This is a genomic window from Planomicrobium soli, from assembly GCF_003014655.1.
Taxonomy (GTDB): Bacteria; Bacillota; Bacilli; order Bacillales_A; family Planococcaceae; genus Planococcus; species Planococcus soli_B.
The window spans coordinates 1-19,625 of the sequence record NZ_PYAT01000017.1 but is presented as its reverse complement, the minus strand read 5'-3'; the positions used below and the strand labels follow the sequence as shown (position 1 = coordinate 19,625).

Sequence of the window (19,625 nt, the reverse complement as noted above, 5' to 3'; positions counted from 1 at the left end):
TCATTCTATCCATTTTTTTCGCGCCATTTGTTGAAATAATACATGCTGAATTCCTTCTTCAATTGAAACTTGTAAATAATGGATTCCGTGTTTTCGGCACAGGGCCTCCAATCCTTTTTCATGAAGCTCGCGTTTTTCCTGATAGCTGGAACTTGAATTGGGTGTTAATGTGACATTGATGGCTTCTCCTGTTTCATCATCGATAAATCGCAAATCTCCAGAAAAATCCGGTAACCGTTCTTCTTCCGACAGTAAGTGAAGAAAACGGATGTCGTGCGAATATCGCGGAGCTTGTTTGAAAAAATGCTGCCATTCTTCTAGTGGTTCTAAACCATCTGTTAAGACAAACAAAACAGTGGAATCTTTTGCTGCATGAAAACTTGCCAATTTAGCAAATGACAAAGCAGCTGGCTCTGGCAAGTTCGATATATAATGTTCAAACAATTTCCGCGCAGATTTCCCTTTTTTCCTGAAGGGTGCAACTTCTTTTTGACCGGCTGAGATTGTCAAGCGGTCATCATTCGACAACACCATCATGCCTAGAGAAAAAGCCAGCTGCTTCGTAAATAACCATTTTCTTTGCATCGATTTCGAACTATCAAGCAGTAAATGAACACGCATCTCCTGTTCATCCAAAAAGCGCTTTATGTAGACTTTATCGGTTCGTGCATAAACATTCCAGTCAATGTGGCGGACATCGTCTCCAAGATGGTATTCGCGGAAATCCGAAAAATCCAATGAAGAGCCAAACCGCATTGATCGGTGAGATCCTTTATGATGGCCTCGAATCTTTGCTTTTGTACCTATTGAATAACGGCTTAAGCGGCTGACCCAATCATTGGGCAGATGAAGGGAAGTCATTTTAATACGCCTTTTCCGGCATTTTCTAAGATTCGGCTGATCAATTCGTCAACCTCCTGCCCAGTTGCTTCCCCTTCATAATTCAACAGCAGCCGGTGCCGCAATACCGGTTTTGCCACATGCTTCAGATCTCCAATCGACACATGGAAACGCCCTTCGACTAATGCACGCGCTTTTGCCAGGCGGATTAAGCTTTGCAAGCCACGGGGGCCGCTGCCGTACTGCACGAATTCCTGAATGTGGGTAATGCTGCTTTCAATGGGATTCGTGTCTTGGATAATATCGACGGCCACCATCAAAATATCATCTGCAATCAGGATGGATTTGACCAACTGTTGAGCTTCTACCAGTTCATTCGCATCCATCTTCTTTACCAATTCTATATTTTCCGCTCCTGTCGTCCGTCTGCTGATTTCTGCTAATTCTGCTCGATTTGGATAAGGCACAAGGATTTTGCAGAGAAATCGGTCCATTTGCGCCTCTGGCAATGGATATGTTCCTTCCATTTCAATGGGATTTTGAGTAGCCAAAACAAAAAATGGCCGTGCCATCTTTTTCGTTTCCCCTAAAATGGTCACCGTCTTTTCGCCCATCGCCTCCAACAGTGCACTTTGCGTTTTCGGTGTCGCCCGGTTGATCTCATCGGCCAAAACCATCTGGTGGAAAATCGGCCCTTCCCTGAATGAGAAATGCTGCTTTCCTTCTGCGTCACGTTCAATTAAACTAGTTCCGGTAATATCAGAAGGCATGAGGTCAGGGGTAAACTGAATACGTGAAAACGATAAATCCAAAACTTCGGAAATGGTGCGGATCAGCATCGTTTTACCAAGTCCCGGCAACCCTTCAAGAAGGGCATGTCCATCTGCTAAAATGGCATACAAGGAAAATTCGATTGCTTCTTCTTGGCCGACGATAAAGCGGCCAATTTCTTCCCGAACTTCTTGAAGCCGCCTGCTCATTTCTATAAATTTATCTGGTGTCAATGTCATATTCTCCCTGCTTTCTAGTTTTCAGTCTCAATTGATGTGAAATATTGCTCGACCACTTTCTGAAGATCTGGCGGCAATTGCATTTGCTCCGTACTTGAAAAATAAGAATCCGAATAATTGCCTACAACATCCGAATACGAGCGTGCAGTCCCTTTTTCAGCTGACACTGCACCTTTCTGCTCACCGGCTGCTTTTCCATCGCCAAGTTTGCCGTTATCTACAGCAGTTTCACCGGATCCCCCGATTCTAGAAGGGATTGTCAAGAGTTCCCGGTTGCCTTGACCAAATCCAGCTCCTTGACCTTGTCCCTGTCCTTGTCCTTGACCTTGACCTTGACCCTGGCCTTGTCCTTGACCCTGGCCTTGTCCTTGTCCTTGTCCTTGTCCTTGTCCTTGTCCTTGACCTTGACCTTGACCTTGACCTTGACCCTGGCCTTGTCCTTGACCCTGGCCTTGCCTTTGACCCTGGCCTTGTCCTTGACCCTGGCCTTGCCCTTGACCCTGTCCTTGTCCCTGACCCTCGCCTTGCCCCTGTCCCTGGCTATCAGAGTCCGAATTATTCGACGGATTCGCAGAGGCATTTCCCGCAGCCTGTTCCGAAGAGCCGGTAGCAGCCGATCCAGAATTCAGATTATTATTAGCAATCGTCCGTTCAAGCGGAAACGGCACTGGTTTGCCCATATTGCTAAGCGCCGTCTGGGTTTTTCCGGCTTCTTCAGCCAACTTTCCAGAAGCAGCCTCCAACTCTTTCTTCAATGTTTTTTGCGCTTCTCCACTTTTTAGCTGTTGATTCTGCAAATTCAGTTCTTTTTGCTTTTTGACCATTTGCTTTAAAGCTTGCTCAGCTGTTTCACTTTTCTTTACGGTATCCTGCAATTCCTGCAATTCTTTTTTTACTTGGTCAACCGTAGTTTTGTCTTTTGCTTCAGCAACTTTTTTTTCCATTTCTTCGATCAATTCACGCTCACGTTCATTTTCTTTCGCCTGCTCTTGCAATGTGCTCGGAAAAACAGTCAGAAGAATTAGCAAAACAGCACAGAGCATCGATCCTACCAACCATTTTCCATTAAGCCATTTTTTCGGCTCTTTTTTAAATAATTGAAAGCTATATGGCAAGACTTCTTCAGTGTTATTGACTAAAGCTCTAGTTAATTCACTGTCCTCTTTGGACTGCCAAACGGTCAAGAGCTGGTTATGCGGAGTATAGCGGTCTAAAACACGTACCGCTTGCTCCCGCTTTGGCATCTGATAAAGTGAAAAGAGGAACCACAGTATAAAAAGCAGGCAACCTGCTCCATACGAATAAAATGCATAATAAGGAAGGACGAACAGCCGGGAAACGAGCAGTATCGCGGTTGCAGCTCCCAACGCGCAAAATATGGCTCTTTGGAAACCTTTTCCTATATGCTCCCATTTTAAATACCTGCTGGTTTTAGATACGTATTTAACAATTTCCCGGCTATTCATGAATTCTCCCTCCTTATTTGTATTTATTCATATTAACGCGCAGCCGTTTGACTGCTATAAACATAGAGACCGCCACAAGCAGTGTATAGACGATAAGATAGCCTGCCCATAATGGCAAAGGCACTAATGTCATCCCTTGAATTTCTTCCCCATACGCCGGCTGCAGCAAGGTAAACATAACAACTGCTGGATTGATGCTTGCCCAAAAATGGGTTAAAGGTGAAAAACTTGCAGTTGTCATGCCCATTTGCGAAAGCTGCATCGAAATGATCATGAAAAAGCCAGTAACCGCTACGAGGAAAATCATGGCACCAAAAGTGGCTATGATGGCGACGATCGTTTTCCGGATTAAGGTTGAAAACATAACTCCGATGCTCCCGATTGTCAACAACGTCAAAAAGTAAAACAAAAAGATAACTATAAGCTGGCTTGGGGAAACACCTCCATACAAAAACACCAAACTGTATATAGGCAAGCCTGAAACAATCATCAAAAGCAAAAATGCAACAGATGATGTCATTTTCCCGAAAATGATTTGGAACGAAGTTTGCGATGTTGTCAGCAAAATATTCAATGTCTGCTTTTCCCGCTCTGTACTAATTGTACCTGCAGTCAGGGCAGGAGTGATAAAAAGAATTAACCCAAGTTGGATATATGTCATCATGCTAAAAAGCATAAAGCTTTCATCAGGCCGGAAATAACCGCTCCCGCTGAAGGAAGTGGTTAATAAAATAAAACCGAAAACAAAAATGCTCATCGCAATCAGATAGAATAAAATACCCGTAAAGCTTTTTAGATTACGGAATCTTAATTTGATTTCTTTGACCAATACCGGATTTGCCAGGAGGGTTTTCATTTGCTTTCCACTCCTTTCGTGATAGCCATAAAGACATCTTCCAAATCTGTTTCTTCTTCCGAAAAAGATAAAATTGGCAACTGCCGCTCAATCGCTTTCTGCAATAGCTTTAGCTGATCTTCCTCAGTCCCTCTGTACAAAAATTGTATGAGCTGCTTTTCCGGTGATTCGACAATCTTAGAAATAAACGGATCGTTTTCGAAAAATAGAACCGCTTCTCTTGTGGGGCCTGCCGTTTTCACCCGAAGCATTTTCTCACTTTGAAGCTGTGCTTGTATCTCAGCGACCGAGCCTTGTGCAATTAATTCACCTGAGTCAATAACACCAATACTGTCACACATTTCTGCAAGTTCCGGCAAAATATGAGAAGAAATTAAGATTGTTTTGCCCATTGCTTTTAACTCTTTTAAAATGTCCCGCATTTCGACCCGGGCCCGTGGGTCAAGGCCGGATGCCGGTTCGTCCAAAATAAGGATTTTAGGATCATGGATTAATGCCCGGGCGAGGCAGAGACGCTGTTTCATTCCGCGCGATAAAAAATCAACATATTCATAACGTTTTTGTTCCAAGTTGACAAGTTCAAGCAATTTAGGAATGAGCACTTCACGTTCTTTTGGTTTCAAGCCGTAGCTGGCCCCATAAAAATCCAAGTATTCATTTGCTTTTAGTTGATCGTAAACACCGAAAAAGTCTGGCATATACCCAATTTGTTTTCTCACTTCATGGGCATGCTTCGTGACACTTTGTCCATTGATAAAAGCGTCGCCGGCTGTCGGTTGAAGAAGAGTAGCCAAAATAGAAAAGGTCGTTGATTTTCCGGCACCATTAGCTCCTACAAAACCGAAGACCGTTCCGTCTTCCACAGTCAGATTCAAGTCTTTCAACGCATAAAAAGAGCCATATTTTTTTGTTAGCCCTACAGTTTCTATCATGGCGCAATCTCTCCTTTCAACTTTAGCTTAGGCAAAATGACTTCCGGTGTACCTGAAGCACTAGCTCTCATCTCGAGCGCAAATTTAATCGTTCCTTCAGGCGAGATGTATTGGTCCACTTGTTTATCAATCGTATGTGTGTTGCCTGAAATTTCTTCAAACTTTTTTGTTTTTTCGTTATATATGGAAATAGCAAGGCTTGTATTAGATATACGTACGCCAAGTTCTTTCCATTCTGCCTGTTTTAAATTGATGGCATCGATTACTTGATACGTAATTTCGTAATCCCCGTCATCAAAATAATAAGAATAAGGATCTTCTGAAACATTCTCAAAATACGATTGCTGATTTACACTTGCCACTTCCATATTGAACGTTTCTGCATCCAAAGTAATATCTCCGCTCAATGCCGTATTCGGCTTAAAGCTTTGGGCGATCAAATGAAGAGATGAAAGGGATGCACGTTGCTTGTCCAAAGAAATCGGCACGATGGCATCTTTTGTATAACCGATAACATAGGGCGTTTTTCCACTTTGTTCAAGTTCCTCATACGAAACTGAAACAAGTGACTGCCGCCTTGCATTATTCAATGCTTTCGCATCTGCAATCGGTTGATAACCATAGCTTTGGCCAACAGAAGATGCAGGAGCTAAAATATCAGAGTTGATCGTTTCTTCGACTTGAAGCTCTTGGCCTGGATTTAGGTCGCCTAACGCTATTAAGCGTGAACCTGTCCAAACTGAGACATCTTCCACTGCAAATGGAAAGTTATTCGTGATGGTTCCGCCTATTTTCTTGTTGGCCACATTCAAGCGGACATCGAAGCTTCCAGTATTTTCAATATAGGACTCTCCCATGATGGTAGCCACTGACCAATAGCGCATATCGCGTAATGTCAAGCTGTTCCCAGCAGCTTGCCGCTCCAGCATCGCAGCTGAATGAGGCACTTGCTCCGTCATTTGCGACTTTAACCGATATGTCATCGTTGTAGAAGATGGGGCGACAAACTGATAATCGCCTCCTTTGTTTGATAATATCGAGTTGACGTAATGGCCATTCAAGCCGTTAGTAGCATTTACTTCAAAAAATCCGGTTTGCTGTATTTGCGCATTGCCAAGGCGGTCTTTTGCTCCAAGCGCAAAAAGCCCGACCGATGTCACTACTGCTGCTGCCGGAATGATAATCCAGGCATATTCACGCTTATCCTTTTTCTTCAAGATAATATAAAGCACGGGAATAATTAACAAAATATATAAAATGACAATACCCATAATCAACATTTTTGATACGGCAAAGCTTTCAAACAGTTCGTTGACATCCCCTACTTGGTAAGCCATCCTATCGCGCAAAGGTTCGCCTTGAAAGTTTAGCTGTGAAACTTTGTTTTTTTGCAATAAGCTGCTAATCAATGGAGCATATCCTTTTTGCGTTGAAACAACTTCATCCCCTAAAGAGAAACTGGTCTGTGTCAGCGTCCCAGAGCCGATCTGCTGACTTGCTGCAAGCACTTGATCATTGGTTTCCAGTAAAGTTTTTGCATTCTTTTTTGCTTCCGCTTCAAACACCGGGACTTTTTCATCGAGGCCAGGTATAAGAACATCAATGGAGCTTCCTAGATTCAGCGGCAAAAACTCACTTAAGTTGCCAAGTTCAGCATCCAGATTCCCAGTCGAACCTACAACAACATGGCCCCCTTGCTGAACCCACTGAAGTACAGCTTGCTGGACGGAATCCGGCAAATCGCTGTAGGCAAACTCATCAATCACTAAATAATCCACTACTTCCCACGCCACAGCTTCCGACGGCAGCGTAAATTGATTCATTTGATTAAGATGGAAAAGTTGTGTTCCTTCGCTGTTGCCCATAGAAATTCCTCTGAGTTGCTGAAGGCGATCTGAATTGGAAGTTAAGCTCGCAATAAACAAAGACATTGGAGAAAAATAGGCAGGCTTTATCGTTTTTGATCCTGTAAATTTAATCGATTTTCCTTTTTCCCATCCATCCTCAAACAGAAATATGTTTTGAGCAGAGGTGCCTCCCATGTAGGACATATCTGATAGACCGGATGAAGCTACCTGGATTGTTTTGGTTTCGCCGGCAGATAGTTCAATCGGCACAGCTAATCCAACTCCCGATGAATAGCTTTCAGAATAACTGAACACCAGGTCTCCTAAAAACGCCGATCCATTATTTGTTAATGTGAATTGGAGCGGCAAGCCTTTCTCGTATTTCACTTTATTCTGCAGCCCCGCACTAGCATCGATTGTAATGCTTGGCGCAGCAAGCGAAACTTGCGGCATTAAAAATAACCCCATTAAAATTGCGCTTGCCACTATTGCCACCAAGCGTCTGTACATAACAAATCCCCCTTTTTTGCTCTCTTGTAATTAGTACGTTATGAACGAGAAATAGTTCCTTCTTCACAGAAAAAAAGTAGGTCGCCTTTGGGCGCCTACTTTTCAAAGTGATTTAAAAAATTGGTGAACTAAATTCGGCATGATGCCAAGGATCGCTTCGTCCGGATTCAGCTTGGAATGATGCAAACCGAAATTAGATTCGACACCTGCCCAAAACATCAAGCCCGGTATTTCAGCAGTAAAGTAACCAAAGTCTTCGCCAGTCATCGCCGCTTCGCTTCTGACCGCAGTAACGCCGTTGAAACTGCCAGCAAACTGAAGAAACTCTTCTGCCAATTCCGGATTGTTATTGACTTCTAAATAGCTGGAGCCATAATCGATAGACACCCGGCAATTGTATGCTTCTTCAACTGCCCGGCAAATCCTCTCGATGCGCTGTTTCACCTTCGCCATCGACTCGTTGTTCAGTGTCCGGATAGTTCCTTCTAACCGAGCGTGTTCAGCGATGATGTTCTGTACTGTACCCGCACTTAACTTTCCAACCGTCAGCACGGCGCTATCCATCGGATTGATATTGCGGCTGACAATTGTCTGCAGCTGCATCAGCAACGAAGCAGCTGCAACTGCCATATCTTCCGTCAAATGCGGGAAAGCGGCATGCCCACCTTTGCCATGCAAATCAATAAAGAGTTCCGAAGTATTGGCAAACAACAGACCCGGTTTTGTAGCAACCGTTCCAATCGGATGTTCCGGCGCTATATGAAGGGCACAAATAAGATCCGGCATAAAATCCGGTTTATCGTTTTTTAGCCAATCCAATAGTGGCAACGCACCTCCTGGCCCTTCCTCGGCAGGTTGAAACAAAATTACAACATGATCTTCAAGCGGCTCTTCAATCAATTTCCCTAAAAGTCCGAGGGCCGTCGCCATATGAATGTCATGGCCACAAGCGTGCATAAATCCGGAATGCTTTGAGCTGAAAGGCAGGCCAGTTTCTTCACTAATAGGTAGACCATCAATATCCGTTCGCCATGCTATCGTTTTTGCTGGATCTTTTCCCGCAACTTTAACTGCAATTCCAGTTCTCCATTCGGTTACTTCTAACCGCTCTTGCGGCAAGGAAGCAATAAGGTCAAGCAAATATCGCTGAGTTTTGAATTCTTGAAACCCGATTTCCGGAATTTCGTGCAATTCTCGTCTAATTTTAATTAAATCCATATACAGTACCTTTTACAGCTGTCTTAGTTCATGTTTGATTTCAGTTTTCGAACGTGTTTTTTCATCCATGAGCTTCAAGACGCGGGCTGGAGTTCCGCCAACGACTGAGTTTTCAGGGACATCTTCAATAACGACTGCTCCGGCTGCAACGACCGCGCCCTTGCCGATGCGAATACCTTCAAGGACAACCGCATTAGCTCCAATCATCACATCATCTTCCACAATCACTGGTGTCGCTGAAGCCGGTTCAATGACGCCAGCTAGTACCGCACCTGCACCGATGTGGCAATTTTTCCCAACTGTCGCACGACCGCCAAGCACAACGCCCATATCAATCATTGTGCCGTCGCCGATTACTGCACCGATATTGATTACTGCGCCCATCATAATGATACAATTATTTCCAATTTCAACATTTTCACGGATAAATGCCCCCGGCTCAATGCGGCTGTTGATGTTCTTCATATCCAACAGTGGAATAGCAGAATTTCTGCGGTCATTTTCAACAACATAATCTGCGATAGCTGCAGAATTAGCTTCTAATACCGGTTGAATTTCAGACCATTCCCCGAACACAGTTGCACTGTTATTTTCACCAAAAACTTTAGCAGAAGCACCAAAATCAAGAGAAGCAACTCTTTCGCCTTTTACATAAACTTTTACAGGAGTTGTCTTTTTTGCGTTTTGTATGTACGAGATAATTTCATTTGCATCCATTTGTTTCATCATTAAACCTCTTTCTATTATGTAATGAATCAAGTATAGCGGATTTCGAATAATAATTCATCCACTCTACTCAAATAAAGCAGCATGTTTTTTTACCACATCGACGAATGCTTCGACTTGCCTCAGTTGAAATGCGGATTCATAGCCAATAAGCCACGTATCCCGCGTCAATTCCAGCTCTTCTGCATTGCTCGAAAGCGGCACCGTATGCACATTTTCTGTTCCGTTTAACGTGATGGACGGCAAAATAGCATATCCGATTCCGTTGACAGCCATTTGCTTGCATGTTTCAATTTGATCCACTGTAATCTGCCTTTTGGGATTGGACTCGAAATGCTTTTGCCACCACTGCTGGATTTCTTCATAGTAATTGGAGTCGCTTTTGAATTGGATAAATGGACGCTCTGTTTCCATAACTTGATCTAAAGAGTCAATTTCTTTGTCCACCAAATACAAAATGTCTCGGAACAAATGGATTTTAGCCCCTTTCCAATCCGTATGCCCCCGAACAATGCCAATGTGCGCCTCTCCTTCATACAAGGCTCGGACAATTTCAGAACTCCATCCAGTGATAAGCTGGATTTTCGCTTCCGGATAAAGCGTAACAAAATCTTTTAATACTTTAGGAAGCCAATTTTGCCCTATGATTGTTGCACAAGCAATTTTCAACGTTCCATGCACTTTTGATGTTAATGTATGCAGCACTTCGAAGACTTCTTCTTTTCGCTGCAGCACTTCATTGGAGTAAGCGATCACCAATTCTCCGGCTGGCGTCGGTGTTAACCCTTTCTGTGAACGGATAAACAACAGTTCTCCCCATTCTTTTTCTATCGATTGAAGACGCTGGGATAGAGCGGGCTGGGACAGAAATAACCGTTCAGCCGCTTTTCTCATATTTCCTTCTTCAGCAAGCACTTTGATAATGAGTTCTTCGTTCGCCATTCTTTAGGCCCCTTTCTTTCTAGGCAGACCAAATATCAGCAAAAAGCTGATCGCTGCAAATAACGCCGTCACTCCATAAACATTTTGCAAAGACATGGAAAGGCCTTTCTGGAGAAAACTTAATGTTTCCAGTGAAAGACTTGCCCTGCCTTTTTCTGTCAACAATCCGTTGATGGCATTGACCGACATGTCTTCGCCTCGCTCTTTAAAGTAAGCTAATAGGGATGTATTCAAGATGCTGCCAAGAAGCGCTACTCCCATAGTACTGCCCAAATTGCGCATGAACATGAAAGAGGCTGTTGCCGATCCCCGCTGTTCATAGGCGACAGCCGCTTGAATCGATACGATGAACGCTGTACTAGTCAACCCCATGCCGACTCCAACAAAAAAGCTTGAAATCGCTGCCCAAAAAGGCCCGAATTCTGGTCGCATAAAAACAAACAGCATTGTCCCAATCACAAGAAAAACACAGCCGGCCAGGGTCGTCCGAAAATAGCCAATTTTGATTAACAGCCTCCCCGAAAAAAAGGCGGCTACTGGCCAGCCGATAGACATAGCTGTCAAAGTAAATCCAGCAATCGTCGCCGGCTGCTCCATCACTCCTGTTACATATGTAGGCAGATAACTGGTGACCCCAATCACTATGATTCCTGTTGCCAGCGATACTAAGTTTGCATAAAGGATTGCATTGTTTTTCCAAATATCGAAAGGCATCATCGGATCTTTTGCCGCGCGTTCAACCCTTACAAAAATGATGCCGCTAATTACAGTCCCACTTAATAAAAGCAATGTTTCATAAGAAAGCCAATCAAACCCTACACCACCTTCAACAAGCCAGTATAGGAAACAAGTCAACGACACGGTCAACAAAATAGCTCCTGCATAATCGATCGAAGGTTTTTGCTGTTTTGGAGGCTCCACTAAAAATAACATTACCCCTAACAGCGCTAATATACCCAGTGGAATATTCACCCAAAATACATATTGCCATCCGATGGTTGCTACCAGCATTCCTCCTATTGCAGGTCCAGTTACTGCAGAAATGCCCCAGACGCTTGATAAGTAGCCTTGGACTTTTGCACGCTCTTCAGCCGAGTAAATGTCGCCGACAATGGTAGTGGCAATCGGCAGGACCGCTCCTGCCCCCAACCCTTGAATAAAACGGTAAAAAATGAGTTCTTCTATGGATGTAGCAAAGCCGCATACCAAAGACCCGATTAAAAACAGTAAGATTCCGACAGCAAAGATCGGTTTCCGGCCAAAAATATCGGATAATTTCCCATACAGCAAAACTGTCACTGTACTCATCAATAGATAAGCGGAAAAAACCCAGCTGTATTTGGAAAACCCTCCAAGGTCTGCTGAAATGCTAGGCATGGCGGTGGAGACGATGGTCGCTTCAACTGCTCCGACAAACATGGCGAGCATCACCGAAGCCAGCACAAGGGGCCGATTCGTTTTTTTCATACCAAATGTACCTTCTTCCTGACGACAGAAAAAAGGCCTCTTTTAAGAGACCTTCCTTTATCCATTATTGACTGTTTCTTATTTGATAAATTTGCTTTTTTAATTGCTTCAGTATGACGCGCCGAGTCAAGATCCCCATAAACATGCCATCATCATCCACTACACAAAGAAAGTTTTGGTTGATCAGTAAATCCAATGCCCGTTGGAAGCGGTCGTTTATTTTTATTAAAGGGAGATCTGTCTGCATAATATCTTCAACTCGTATTTCCGGCAAACGTTCGTATTCGATATGGTTCATGCCTAAAATTGATTCCGTTATGCGCTGAGCGTTAATCAAACCGCAAAACCGGTATTTCAAATCCAGAACAGGTACTGCCGAATAACCTGTTTTCGTTAATACAAGCAATGCATGCTCAGCACTATTGCCTAATTGAACATGAGCGACTTTTTCAGACGAAATGATGTAATCTTCAATTCGAGTTTCAAGAAAATCTCTGCTCGGTAATGAAATCATGTGCATTACTCCTTCTGCTGCCCGTGATAAAGAAATTAATCGATTCGACTTCATCTTATCACAACATCTTCATCAAAACTATTTAATTGTTAGCGCTATCTTTGCTTAAAATGGAAATTTGTTCAACCACTGACCACCGTCAAGCGTCACAATTTCCCCGTTCATATACGAAGCTTTGTCCGACATGATGAATGCAGCCAGTTCTGCCACTTCTTCCGGCTTGCCTAAACGCCCAAGCGGAATCGACTCCAGCGTCCGTTTGGCAGCTTTTTCGGATTCCCAAAGTTTATCAGCTCCGCCTGTCCGTTCAATCGGTCCTGGGGCAATGCCATTTACCCGGATCCCGTATTGAGTCCCCCATTCGACTGCCAATGTCCGGGTCAACGACATGACGCCAGCTTTTGCTGCAGCTGAATGGGCTACACCTGCTCCTGCATTCCAAGCGTATGTAGCTAGCATATTAAGAATATTCCCTTTTACGCCATTTTCAATCCAATAATTTCCGGCTGCATGTGAACAAAAAAATGTCCCGTTCAACACGATATCAATGACCGATTTCCAGCCATTGGGAGAAAGCTTCTCAGCATGGACAACAAAGTTCCCTGCTGCATTATTGACCAACCCGTCTACCCTTCCAAATGTATCATGGGCAAACTTCACCATCGCTTTAGCATGTTCCGGTTCACGGACGTCCATCTGGAAAACTTCAACAGAACCTCGATCTCCCCTTATTTGGACGACCGCATCGTTCAAACGTTCCATGTCGCGGCCGGTAATAACAACATTCGCTCCTTCCGAAGCGAACTTCTTGGCCATATGCAAGCCCATTCCACTTGAACCGCCAGTAACAATAATTGTTTTGTCCGTGTACATTAAGCATCCTCCTTAGCATCTAAAAATCGACTTAAATCAATCACTTTCGACATTCTCGATCAGTATACACTTATACAAAACTTTGCTATGATAAAGAAGCAGAACAGCACGTTAGTTTTAGAGAAAGGAATGAGTTCATGGCAATTCGAAAATCGGATTCGGATATTGCGCAAGCCATTTTCACAGTCAACAGGCATGCGAAAACCGCACCCGATAACCAATACTTATATGCTTTAAAAAAAGAAGCACTGATGGTAATGATCCTTCAAGACCGCGCTAAAAAAATTGGCCTACACTTCAGTAAAAACCCTCGGAAAAGTCAACAGCAATCTTCAGTCCTCGTCAAATGCGGAGAATATTATTTTCATATGCTGCCGAAAAAAGAAGACTTTGACCAACTTGACCATTTGGGCCACTTGGATGAGTCTTATCGCAATCCGGCCAGCCGGATGAATTTGAAAGTAGCGAAAGAGATTTTAAGCAATCTGACAGGGCTTCAGCCGGAAAAGAAAACACAGCCCATGCAACCTATCGCTAAACCATACAACGCCCGGCAAACAGACCGGTTTTATACACCAAAAAAATCATATTTTGATTAACTTACAGAAGCTAAAGACTATTAAAGGTCTCTGGCTTTTTTTATTTTTCAAAATAGTGGATGAGCGCTTGTGTTCCATTGTCATTATAGCCTTCATCCGCCAAACTTTCGTACATCTGCAGCGACAACTGCAGACCTGGCAGATCCAACCCCCACGCATGGGCTTCTTCCGCTGCTATTTTCATATCCTTGATAAAGTGTTTGATATAAAAACCCGGCTGGAAATCTCCTTTGATCATTCGGGGAGCCAAGTTCGACAGCGACCAGGACCCTGCTGCTCCGGTGGAGATAGATCTTAAGACCGTTTCAGGATCGAGTCCGGCTTTTTTCGCGTAAATGAGTGACTCGCATACGCCGATCATGTTGGAAGCGATGTTGATTTGGTTGCACATTTTGGTATGCTGTCCCGCACCTGCAGGCCCTTGATAGATGATATTTTCGCCAAACAGTTCCAATAAAGGCAATACACTCATAAATGTCGGCTGTTCTCCGCCCACCATAATAGACAGCGTTCCTTTTTGTGCGCCGGTATCGCCGCCTGATACAGGAGCATCAAGCGTATGTATGCCTTTTTCAGCTCCAGCTTGAAATATTCGCTGTGCCAAATTCGGTTTAGATGTTGTCAAGTCAATCAAGACCGCATTTTCTTTTGCATGCTCCAATAAGCCATTTTGGCCAAAATAAATATCCTCCACATCTTTCGGATAGCCGACCATAGTAAAGATGACATCCGCTTGTTTGGCCACTTGCATTGGCGATTCAACAAGAACTGCTCCTGCTTCCACCAGCTTCTCTGCCTTCTTAGCTGTACGAGTATAAATAGCCACTTCATGATGGTTGTTCAGCAAGTGTTTGACCAAACTGCTGCCCATGACTCCCGTCCCAATAAATCCCAGTTTCATCTAAAAACCTCCCTTTCTCCTTATCTTCAGTCTATCAAAAATCTTCTGTTAATTCACTGTATGTTTTTAAACAACAAAGCAACGCCACTTTTCAGTGTGCGATATTTCCAGAGCTCCGTTAAATGATACAAAACAGTGATGACTCTTCTTAGTAAGAGAAGCAACATAGTTAATAAAAGGAGGATCGGCCTCAAAAAGTCCTGAGAAAATTTCTAAGCTGCAGGGGTCGATCTTCTATTAAGGAACTTTAGATTAGGCTGTTAGACATTTACTTAAAAATAAGCAAAAAAAGAAGCCGACCCGTAAAACGGACCGACCACAAAAGGGGGAAATGAGAATGTTGCTGTGTTCAAGTATACAATACCCGGGGCATATTTCTTTAAACATTTAATTTCAAATATTTTTCTTTTATTTTTTTTATTTCTTCCAAAAATGGCAGTACTTTTGTTTCTGGAATTTCCCCATTTCCGTACCGGGCAAATTCATAAGTTTCGTAAAATTGTTCGGTTGCCGTCCAGCCCATTCTCTTTAGCCACTCCCGGACAGTTTCATGGCTTTTCCGCCCTTTGTCCCCTCTTTCAGCTGTTCGTTCAAAATCAAGGAAAGCTTTCCGGACAACGTCTGAATCCACCATGGTATAGAGAATTTCTTCTTTGGCAAATGGCGAGGATGATGGAGCAGTGAAGCGTTCAATTTTGATAGTTGTGGCTTTTCTTTTTTCTGCTTTGTCGATTTTCACTTTGCGCAAACGGAGCACGAGAAAGAACAGCAGAAATAGCAAGATTGCAATCAAAATCAGTTCAAAAGGAAAATCCGCAGCAGCAGGGGTTATGTCACTCGAAGGCGGATCGTTCCCTTCAGTCATATTCATATTCTCACTGGTTTGCTGCTTTTGTTCTTCATTCGATAAACCGTTCAGAAACTCGACGAGTTTGTCCATCAACACAGCCAGTGGCCAAAATAAGATGCTGGCTAATCTACCAAGCAAAGCACCTAAAGCATATCTTGTATCTTCTGCAATCCCATAGACTAAGACACCGCCGACTGCTGATAACCCTAAAATTCCCAAGACCGACAATAGGAGCTGATGGAGCAAAGCACCCTCGTTTCTGGCTTTGATATAGTGATGAAGCAACCGGGAGACTACGTAGAAAGAAACGGCGATAATCGCGATAGCATAAAGAATGCCACTTTTGCCAGCGTTCGGATTGATCAAGCTGATACTCAAGACTGTTACAAACAGCAAAATAAATTTAATGAGAAAACGGTTATCCGAATCGAGTTCTTCATCTCCAGCTGAAAAGTGCACATGGAGGCGATAAATAGCTGCTAAAGAGAAGAGCAAAAAGGTAATTGTAGAAGCTCCGGCAAAAAAAGCCAAGCTCATTGACCCGGCACCGAGCACAGCTAGGACGTCCGATCGATAAGGAATTTGCAGAAAAGCTGCAAATGACAAAAGAGCGGCTAGTGCATTAAGCGACAGCCATATAAACGGCAGCGGCATACTAGTTCCAGCATCGATAAAAACCAGAAATAAAGAAAGCAGGAAAGCATCAAGCATATAATTAGATGCGGAAAGAAGTCGCTGAGTCATCCCGTATTCCCTCCATTCCGGCTTTCTAAAATGCCTATGTTGGTCCGTGTACTCCATTCTGCCAGAAAGCGGCTTGTGTCTCCCAGTTTATCAGTCAATAAGTAAGTGCTAAATGGCAAATCGATGTGGACATCCATATGCGCCATCATCACACGAAGCGGAAGAGTCGAATGATTTTTCGAGATGACAGCCAGCAATTCAAGCGCTCTTTGCCGCTGCATCGCACCTGCTTCAGCTGCTAAATAAAAATAAGGATATTTGCCGGCTGAGCGCATGTTAATGGCAATAGCGTACGGAATATTATCGGCGTAGCAGTGTTCAATATAAGCTGCGAGTTCCTCGATGCGCTCTTCTAAGTTATGAATGGTGGAATATCCACTTGCCACATCGAGTACAAAAAGCATCGATTCATTTGTTACTTTGGTAAAGATTTTTGTCTGGAAAGCCTGCATGCGTGCACTGGCTTTCCAATGAATTTGATTAAATTGGTCAGTCGGCACATAATCCCGGGTGCCGACCGGCTGAAGCATATCATCGTACAAGGAATACTTTAAATTGAATTGGCCTGGTTTCTGGCGGGTTGGTATATTGCGAATCGAATAACTTCGTAATTTTGGATAGACTACTAGCTCCTGCAACACCATCGGCCGGTATTCGAGCGAGGCATGCCCTTCTGCAAACGGATGCGGAATAAGAAGCTCCATTTTATATATTCTTGATAAGCCTCTTTTTTGTGCGATTAATGGCACTTGTACGGTCATCTTCTGATTCAACCCGATTGTGAATGGTACATCCACTTCAATTGTTTCTGTATAGTTGCTTCCCGTGTTGCATAGAGGTGCAACAGAATCGTAAAAAGAAAGTTTCAGTATTCCTCCCCAAATCGGCAAGCCTCTATTCTCGAATTCAAGCTCCCATGCTGTTTCGCCTCCGTTTAAAACGCGTTTGCGATATTTTGAATTCTGAAATTCCAGCCCTTTGCCGACCTGCTTGAAATAAAGAAGCTGCAAACCGGCAATTGCAAGGAGAAACGCTAATACAGCTGCAGCGGTAAACTGGAGGAAGGCCATCATCAGGAAAAAGAACACTGCCAATAATACAATAAGCCCTTTTATGCTTTTTGTATTATACTCATGGCGTATCCACTCCATTAAACCGCCTCTACTGGTGAAGCGATAGTATTAACAAGTTCCCGCAGTACGGCAGCTGGTTCATGAATAAGCATTCCTTCCGGATTCAGCAAAATACGATGGACGGCGACAGGTTCAAAAATGTATTTTACATCGTCTGGCGTCACGAAAGCGCGGCCATCTATAAACGCTTTTCCTTGGGCAGCGTGGACAAGCGCCAACGCGGCACGTGAACTCAACCCAAGCTCTATCATCGGATGTTCCCGTGTTGCCCGGACAAGCGCTACAATATATTTTTCAATGTCTTCATGGACGGTTACATTTTTCGCAGCAGCTGACCATCCCTTAACTTCTTCAATTGAAGCAACCGGACGGATTTCTTTTTTATGGGATACGTTATCGCGAAAATTGCGGATAATCGCCATTTCTTCAGTCATGTTCGGATACCCGATCTCCAATCGGAATAAAAAGCGGTCTAATTGAGCCGCTGGAAGCGGAAATGTTCCTTGTTGCGACTCCACTGGATTTTGTGTCGCAATAACAATAAACGGATTGGGCAATTGCACTGTTTCTCCGTCGATCGTCGCCTGCTTTTCTTCCATAGCTTCAAGCAAACTGGATTGCGTACGTGGCGTAGCTCGGTTGATTTCATCAGCCAGCAGCAAATTGGTCAAAACCGCACCAGGGCGAAGTTCAAAATCTTGGGTTTTTGGATTAAAGAAACGGATGCCAGTAACGTCAGAAGGAAGCACATCCGGCGTAAATTGCAGTCGCCGGAACACTCCCTGAAATGAACCGGCAAACGCTTTTGCCATCCATGTTTTCCCGGAGCCGGGGACGCTTTCTAGAAGAACATGCCCTTCTTGGATCAATGCGATTAACATAAAATCAATTTCTCTTTCTCTGCCTACAACCAACTCATTTAAATGTGCTTTCACTTCAGATAACGTGCCCACAATTCATCCCCCTTGGTTTTGCTGGTTTCTATAGATTATTTGCTGCTTCTTCCTGGTATGTATAGATGGTCGTACCATGATGGAAAGCGGCACCTTTAAAGTGTTTAAAATCAGGACGTGCGATCAATACTGCCCGAAAGTCCAAAAACTCCTCTTTCTGGATGGTACTTGAGGAAAGTTCACCTGCTTTTAATTGGTCGAGCATGCTGTTGTAATTTGTCATTGCAATTCTCCTTAGCCCTGCATAAAATTCGGCAAGTTCTGTTATAATAATCGGTGGACGAATAATATTCGCCCTGTTTAATAAAATTACTTCTTGAAGTGGTTTGCTTATCAATAGCAATAGAAGGACTCTCCATTATTATACAATAACCCTGGAAGAGAACCATCTTTGTTCTTGCCGTTCTTACAATGCGGAAGTTCGGTTTTTATTTTTAGGAGGATTTTTATGTTAAGATTTTTTGCAAGCCACAAGCTTTTACTTTTTCTTCCGTTGGCTTACGGGCTCTATTATTGGTCATTTGATAAAACGTCGACTTTTTGGTATATGTACACGTTTGCTTTACTCGTTTTAATGTCCGCTTCCATTGTTTTCAGCGATATTTCAGATGAACTGCCTACTTGGAAGTCGATGATATTCGGATTGGGATACGGAACTCTTATTTATGGGATCATTGCCCTTGGCTATAAACTTCTCCAACTCATTCCTGTGCAAATTGAAAACAGCGTTTCCAGCTTCCTGGCAAATTTTGCTCCTACGACAATTTGGCACTATTTGCTCTTAATGTTCATCATTGTACCCGGGGAAGAAATATTTTGGCGAGGATTTGTTCAACAGCAACTCAAGCAGTATATGACGACATTTGCAGCAATTTTTCTTTCTGCTATTCTTTTCGGCCTTGCCCTCGGGCTTGGGAATTTTTGGCCTGGCCAATTAGCAGGACTTGCAGCAGGACTGGTCCTGGGTGCTCTCTATGAATGGAAGCGCAGCATGCCGTTGATTATTATCGCTCACCTTGTCATGATCGTCTTGCTGTTCCTCGTGCAGCCTCTTTCAATATTGTAATTTTCATTTTAGCGAGCAGAAAATTTCTGCTTTACTTAAATCATTGTAAACAAAAAGACGTATTGGATTTTTGAACTGACCCGTTAATTTGAGACATTTGAAAAAAACACCTAAGCTGCCATTGTCCGATATTCAATCGGAGAGTGGCAGTTTAATTTTTGAAATGGTCGGATGTAGT

General features: G+C 43.5%; 19 protein-coding genes. 2 read left to right on the top strand and 17 right to left on the bottom strand.

The features are described 5' to 3' along the window. The 12 genes from B0H99_RS15715 to fadH all read right to left on the bottom strand — a co-directional run bounded on the left by B0H99_RS15715 (position 1) and on the right by fadH (position 13,201). Positions 1–861: a DUF58 domain-containing protein gene (locus tag B0H99_RS15715; protein WP_106534636.1), complete on the bottom strand. Its 861-nt coding sequence runs from the start codon at positions 859–861 to the stop codon at positions 1–3. After that, positions 858–1,850: an AAA family ATPase gene (locus B0H99_RS15710; protein ID WP_106534635.1), complete on the bottom strand. Its 993-nt coding sequence runs from the start codon at positions 1,848–1,850 to the stop codon at positions 858–860. The genes B0H99_RS15715 and B0H99_RS15710 overlap by 4 nt, the downstream gene beginning before the upstream one ends. Before the next feature lie 14 nt (positions 1,851–1,864). Beyond that, the gene (locus B0H99_RS15705; protein WP_106534634.1) at positions 1,865–3,316 is read right to left on the bottom strand and encodes a hypothetical protein; all 1,452 of its coding nucleotides are present in this window, start codon (positions 3,314–3,316) and stop codon (positions 1,865–1,867) included. Positions 3,317–3,329: 13 nt separating this feature from the next. Then, on the bottom strand, positions 3,330–4,172 hold the full coding sequence (locus B0H99_RS15700) for an ABC transporter permease (RefSeq protein WP_106534633.1): 843 nt from the start codon (positions 4,170–4,172) through the stop codon (positions 3,330–3,332). Further along, the gene (locus B0H99_RS15695; protein WP_106534632.1) at positions 4,169–5,104 is read right to left on the bottom strand and encodes an ABC transporter ATP-binding protein; all 936 of its coding nucleotides are present in this window, start codon (positions 5,102–5,104) and stop codon (positions 4,169–4,171) included. The genes B0H99_RS15700 and B0H99_RS15695 overlap by 4 nt, the downstream gene beginning before the upstream one ends. Beyond that, a complete protein-coding gene (locus B0H99_RS15690) occupies positions 5,101–7,461 on the bottom strand; it encodes a hypothetical protein (protein WP_106534631.1) in 2,361 nt (786 codons plus the stop codon). Before B0H99_RS15690 ends, B0H99_RS15695 begins: the two co-directional genes overlap by 4 nt. Positions 7,462–7,563: 102 nt before the next feature. Beyond that, the gene (locus B0H99_RS15685; protein ID WP_106534630.1) at positions 7,564–8,679 is read right to left on the bottom strand and encodes an N-acetyldiaminopimelate deacetylase; all 1,116 of its coding nucleotides are present in this window, start codon (positions 8,677–8,679) and stop codon (positions 7,564–7,566) included. Between the two features lie 12 nt (positions 8,680–8,691). Further along, positions 8,692–9,405, bottom strand: a complete 714-nt coding sequence (gene dapD, locus B0H99_RS15680) for a 2,3,4,5-tetrahydropyridine-2,6-dicarboxylate N-acetyltransferase (RefSeq protein WP_106534629.1) — start codon at positions 9,403–9,405, stop codon at positions 8,692–8,694. 66 nt (positions 9,406–9,471) lie between these two features. Further along, positions 9,472–10,347 carry a transcriptional regulator CcpC gene (locus B0H99_RS15675; protein WP_106534628.1) on the bottom strand — a complete coding sequence of 292 codons (876 nt, stop codon included), beginning with the start codon at positions 10,345–10,347 and terminating at the stop codon, positions 9,472–9,474. A gap of 3 nt (positions 10,348–10,350) precedes the next feature. Continuing rightward, positions 10,351–11,814 carry an MDR family MFS transporter gene (locus B0H99_RS15670; protein WP_106534627.1) on the bottom strand — a complete coding sequence of 488 codons (1,464 nt, stop codon included), beginning with the start codon at positions 11,812–11,814 and terminating at the stop codon, positions 10,351–10,353. Positions 11,815–11,878: 64 nt separating this feature from the next. Continuing rightward, positions 11,879–12,328 carry a cyclic-di-AMP-binding protein CbpB gene (gene cbpB, locus B0H99_RS15665; protein ID WP_106534626.1) on the bottom strand — a complete coding sequence of 150 codons (450 nt, stop codon included), beginning with the start codon at positions 12,326–12,328 and terminating at the stop codon, positions 11,879–11,881. 105 nt (positions 12,329–12,433) lie between these two features. Further along, positions 12,434–13,201, bottom strand: coding sequence for a 2,4-dienoyl-CoA reductase (gene fadH, locus B0H99_RS15660; protein ID WP_106534625.1), 768 nt, complete (start codon positions 13,199–13,201; stop codon positions 12,434–12,436). A gap of 137 nt (positions 13,202–13,338) precedes the next feature. Here fadH and B0H99_RS15655 point away from each other — a divergent pair, with 137 nt between their 5' ends. After that, positions 13,339–13,800 (top strand): YkyB family protein, encoded by a 462-nt coding sequence (locus B0H99_RS15655; RefSeq protein WP_106534624.1) that lies wholly within the window; start codon positions 13,339–13,341, stop codon positions 13,798–13,800. A gap of 40 nt (positions 13,801–13,840) precedes the next feature. Here B0H99_RS15655 and B0H99_RS15650 read toward each other — a convergent pair whose 3' ends face one another. The 5 genes from B0H99_RS15650 to B0H99_RS15630 all read right to left on the bottom strand — a co-directional run bounded on the left by B0H99_RS15650 (position 13,841) and on the right by B0H99_RS15630 (position 18,604). Further along, the gene (locus B0H99_RS15650; protein WP_106534623.1) at positions 13,841–14,701 is read right to left on the bottom strand and encodes an NAD(P)-dependent oxidoreductase; all 861 of its coding nucleotides are present in this window, start codon (positions 14,699–14,701) and stop codon (positions 13,841–13,843) included. A 379-nt stretch (positions 14,702–15,080) separates the two neighbouring features. Beyond that, the gene (locus B0H99_RS15645; RefSeq protein WP_106534622.1) at positions 15,081–16,295 is read right to left on the bottom strand and encodes a hypothetical protein; all 1,215 of its coding nucleotides are present in this window, start codon (positions 16,293–16,295) and stop codon (positions 15,081–15,083) included. Beyond that, complete coding sequence (locus tag B0H99_RS15640; RefSeq protein WP_106534621.1) at positions 16,292–17,446, bottom strand: DUF58 domain-containing protein; 1,155 nt, start codon at positions 17,444–17,446, stop codon at positions 16,292–16,294. The genes B0H99_RS15645 and B0H99_RS15640 overlap by 4 nt, the downstream gene beginning before the upstream one ends. Continuing rightward, positions 17,446–18,381 carry an AAA family ATPase gene (locus B0H99_RS15635; protein WP_106534620.1) on the bottom strand — a complete coding sequence of 312 codons (936 nt, stop codon included), beginning with the start codon at positions 18,379–18,381 and terminating at the stop codon, positions 17,446–17,448. The genes B0H99_RS15640 and B0H99_RS15635 overlap by 1 nt, the downstream gene beginning before the upstream one ends. 28 nt (positions 18,382–18,409) lie before the next feature. Continuing rightward, the gene (locus tag B0H99_RS15630) at positions 18,410–18,604 is read right to left on the bottom strand and encodes a hypothetical protein (protein WP_106534619.1); all 195 of its coding nucleotides are present in this window, start codon (positions 18,602–18,604) and stop codon (positions 18,410–18,412) included. Between the two features lie 225 nt (positions 18,605–18,829). Between B0H99_RS15630 and B0H99_RS15625 the strand changes: the two genes are divergently transcribed. Further along, positions 18,830–19,447 (top strand): CPBP family intramembrane glutamic endopeptidase, encoded by a 618-nt coding sequence (locus B0H99_RS15625; RefSeq protein WP_106534618.1) that lies wholly within the window; start codon positions 18,830–18,832, stop codon positions 19,445–19,447. Positions 19,448–19,625: the final 178 nt, after the last annotated feature.

Excerpts from the sequence above, each read along its gene's own strand:
- B0H99_RS15715 (WP_106534636.1), bottom strand. The coding sequence starts at position 861 with ATGACTTCCCTTCATCTGCCCAATGATTGGGTCAGCCGCTTAAGCCGT.
- B0H99_RS15710 (WP_106534635.1), bottom strand. The coding sequence starts at position 1,850 with ATGACATTGACACCAGATAAATTTATAGAAATGAGCAGGCGGCTTCAA.
- B0H99_RS15705 (WP_106534634.1), bottom strand. The coding sequence starts at position 3,316 with ATGAATAGCCGGGAAATTGTTAAATACGTATCTAAAACCAGCAGGTAT.
- B0H99_RS15700 (WP_106534633.1), bottom strand. The coding sequence starts at position 4,172 with ATGAAAACCCTCCTGGCAAATCCGGTATTGGTCAAAGAAATCAAATTA.
- B0H99_RS15695 (WP_106534632.1), bottom strand. The coding sequence starts at position 5,104 with ATGATAGAAACTGTAGGGCTAACAAAAAAATATGGCTCTTTTTATGCG.
- B0H99_RS15690 (WP_106534631.1), bottom strand. The coding sequence starts at position 7,461 with ATGTACAGACGCTTGGTGGCAATAGTGGCAAGCGCAATTTTAATGGGG.
- B0H99_RS15685 (WP_106534630.1), bottom strand. The coding sequence starts at position 8,679 with ATGGATTTAATTAAAATTAGACGAGAATTGCACGAAATTCCGGAAATC.
- dapD (WP_106534629.1), bottom strand. The coding sequence starts at position 9,405 with ATGAAACAAATGGATGCAAATGAAATTATCTCGTACATACAAAACGCA.
- B0H99_RS15675 (WP_106534628.1), bottom strand. The coding sequence starts at position 10,347 with ATGGCGAACGAAGAACTCATTATCAAAGTGCTTGCTGAAGAAGGAAAT.
- B0H99_RS15670 (WP_106534627.1), bottom strand. The coding sequence starts at position 11,814 with ATGAAAAAAACGAATCGGCCCCTTGTGCTGGCTTCGGTGATGCTCGCC.
- cbpB (WP_106534626.1), bottom strand. The coding sequence starts at position 12,328 with ATGATTTCATTACCGAGCAGAGATTTTCTTGAAACTCGAATTGAAGAT.
- fadH (WP_106534625.1), bottom strand. The coding sequence starts at position 13,201 with ATGTACACGGACAAAACAATTATTGTTACTGGCGGTTCAAGTGGAATG.
- B0H99_RS15655 (WP_106534624.1), top strand. The coding sequence starts at position 13,339 with ATGGCAATTCGAAAATCGGATTCGGATATTGCGCAAGCCATTTTCACA.
- B0H99_RS15650 (WP_106534623.1), bottom strand. The coding sequence starts at position 14,701 with ATGAAACTGGGATTTATTGGGACGGGAGTCATGGGCAGCAGTTTGGTC.
- B0H99_RS15645 (WP_106534622.1), bottom strand. The coding sequence starts at position 16,295 with ATGACTCAGCGACTTCTTTCCGCATCTAATTATATGCTTGATGCTTTC.
- B0H99_RS15640 (WP_106534621.1), bottom strand. The coding sequence starts at position 17,446 with ATGGAGTGGATACGCCATGAGTATAATACAAAAAGCATAAAAGGGCTT.
- B0H99_RS15630 (WP_106534619.1), bottom strand. The coding sequence starts at position 18,604 with ATGACAAATTACAACAGCATGCTCGACCAATTAAAAGCAGGTGAACTT.
- B0H99_RS15625 (WP_106534618.1), top strand. The coding sequence starts at position 18,830 with ATGTTAAGATTTTTTGCAAGCCACAAGCTTTTACTTTTTCTTCCGTTG.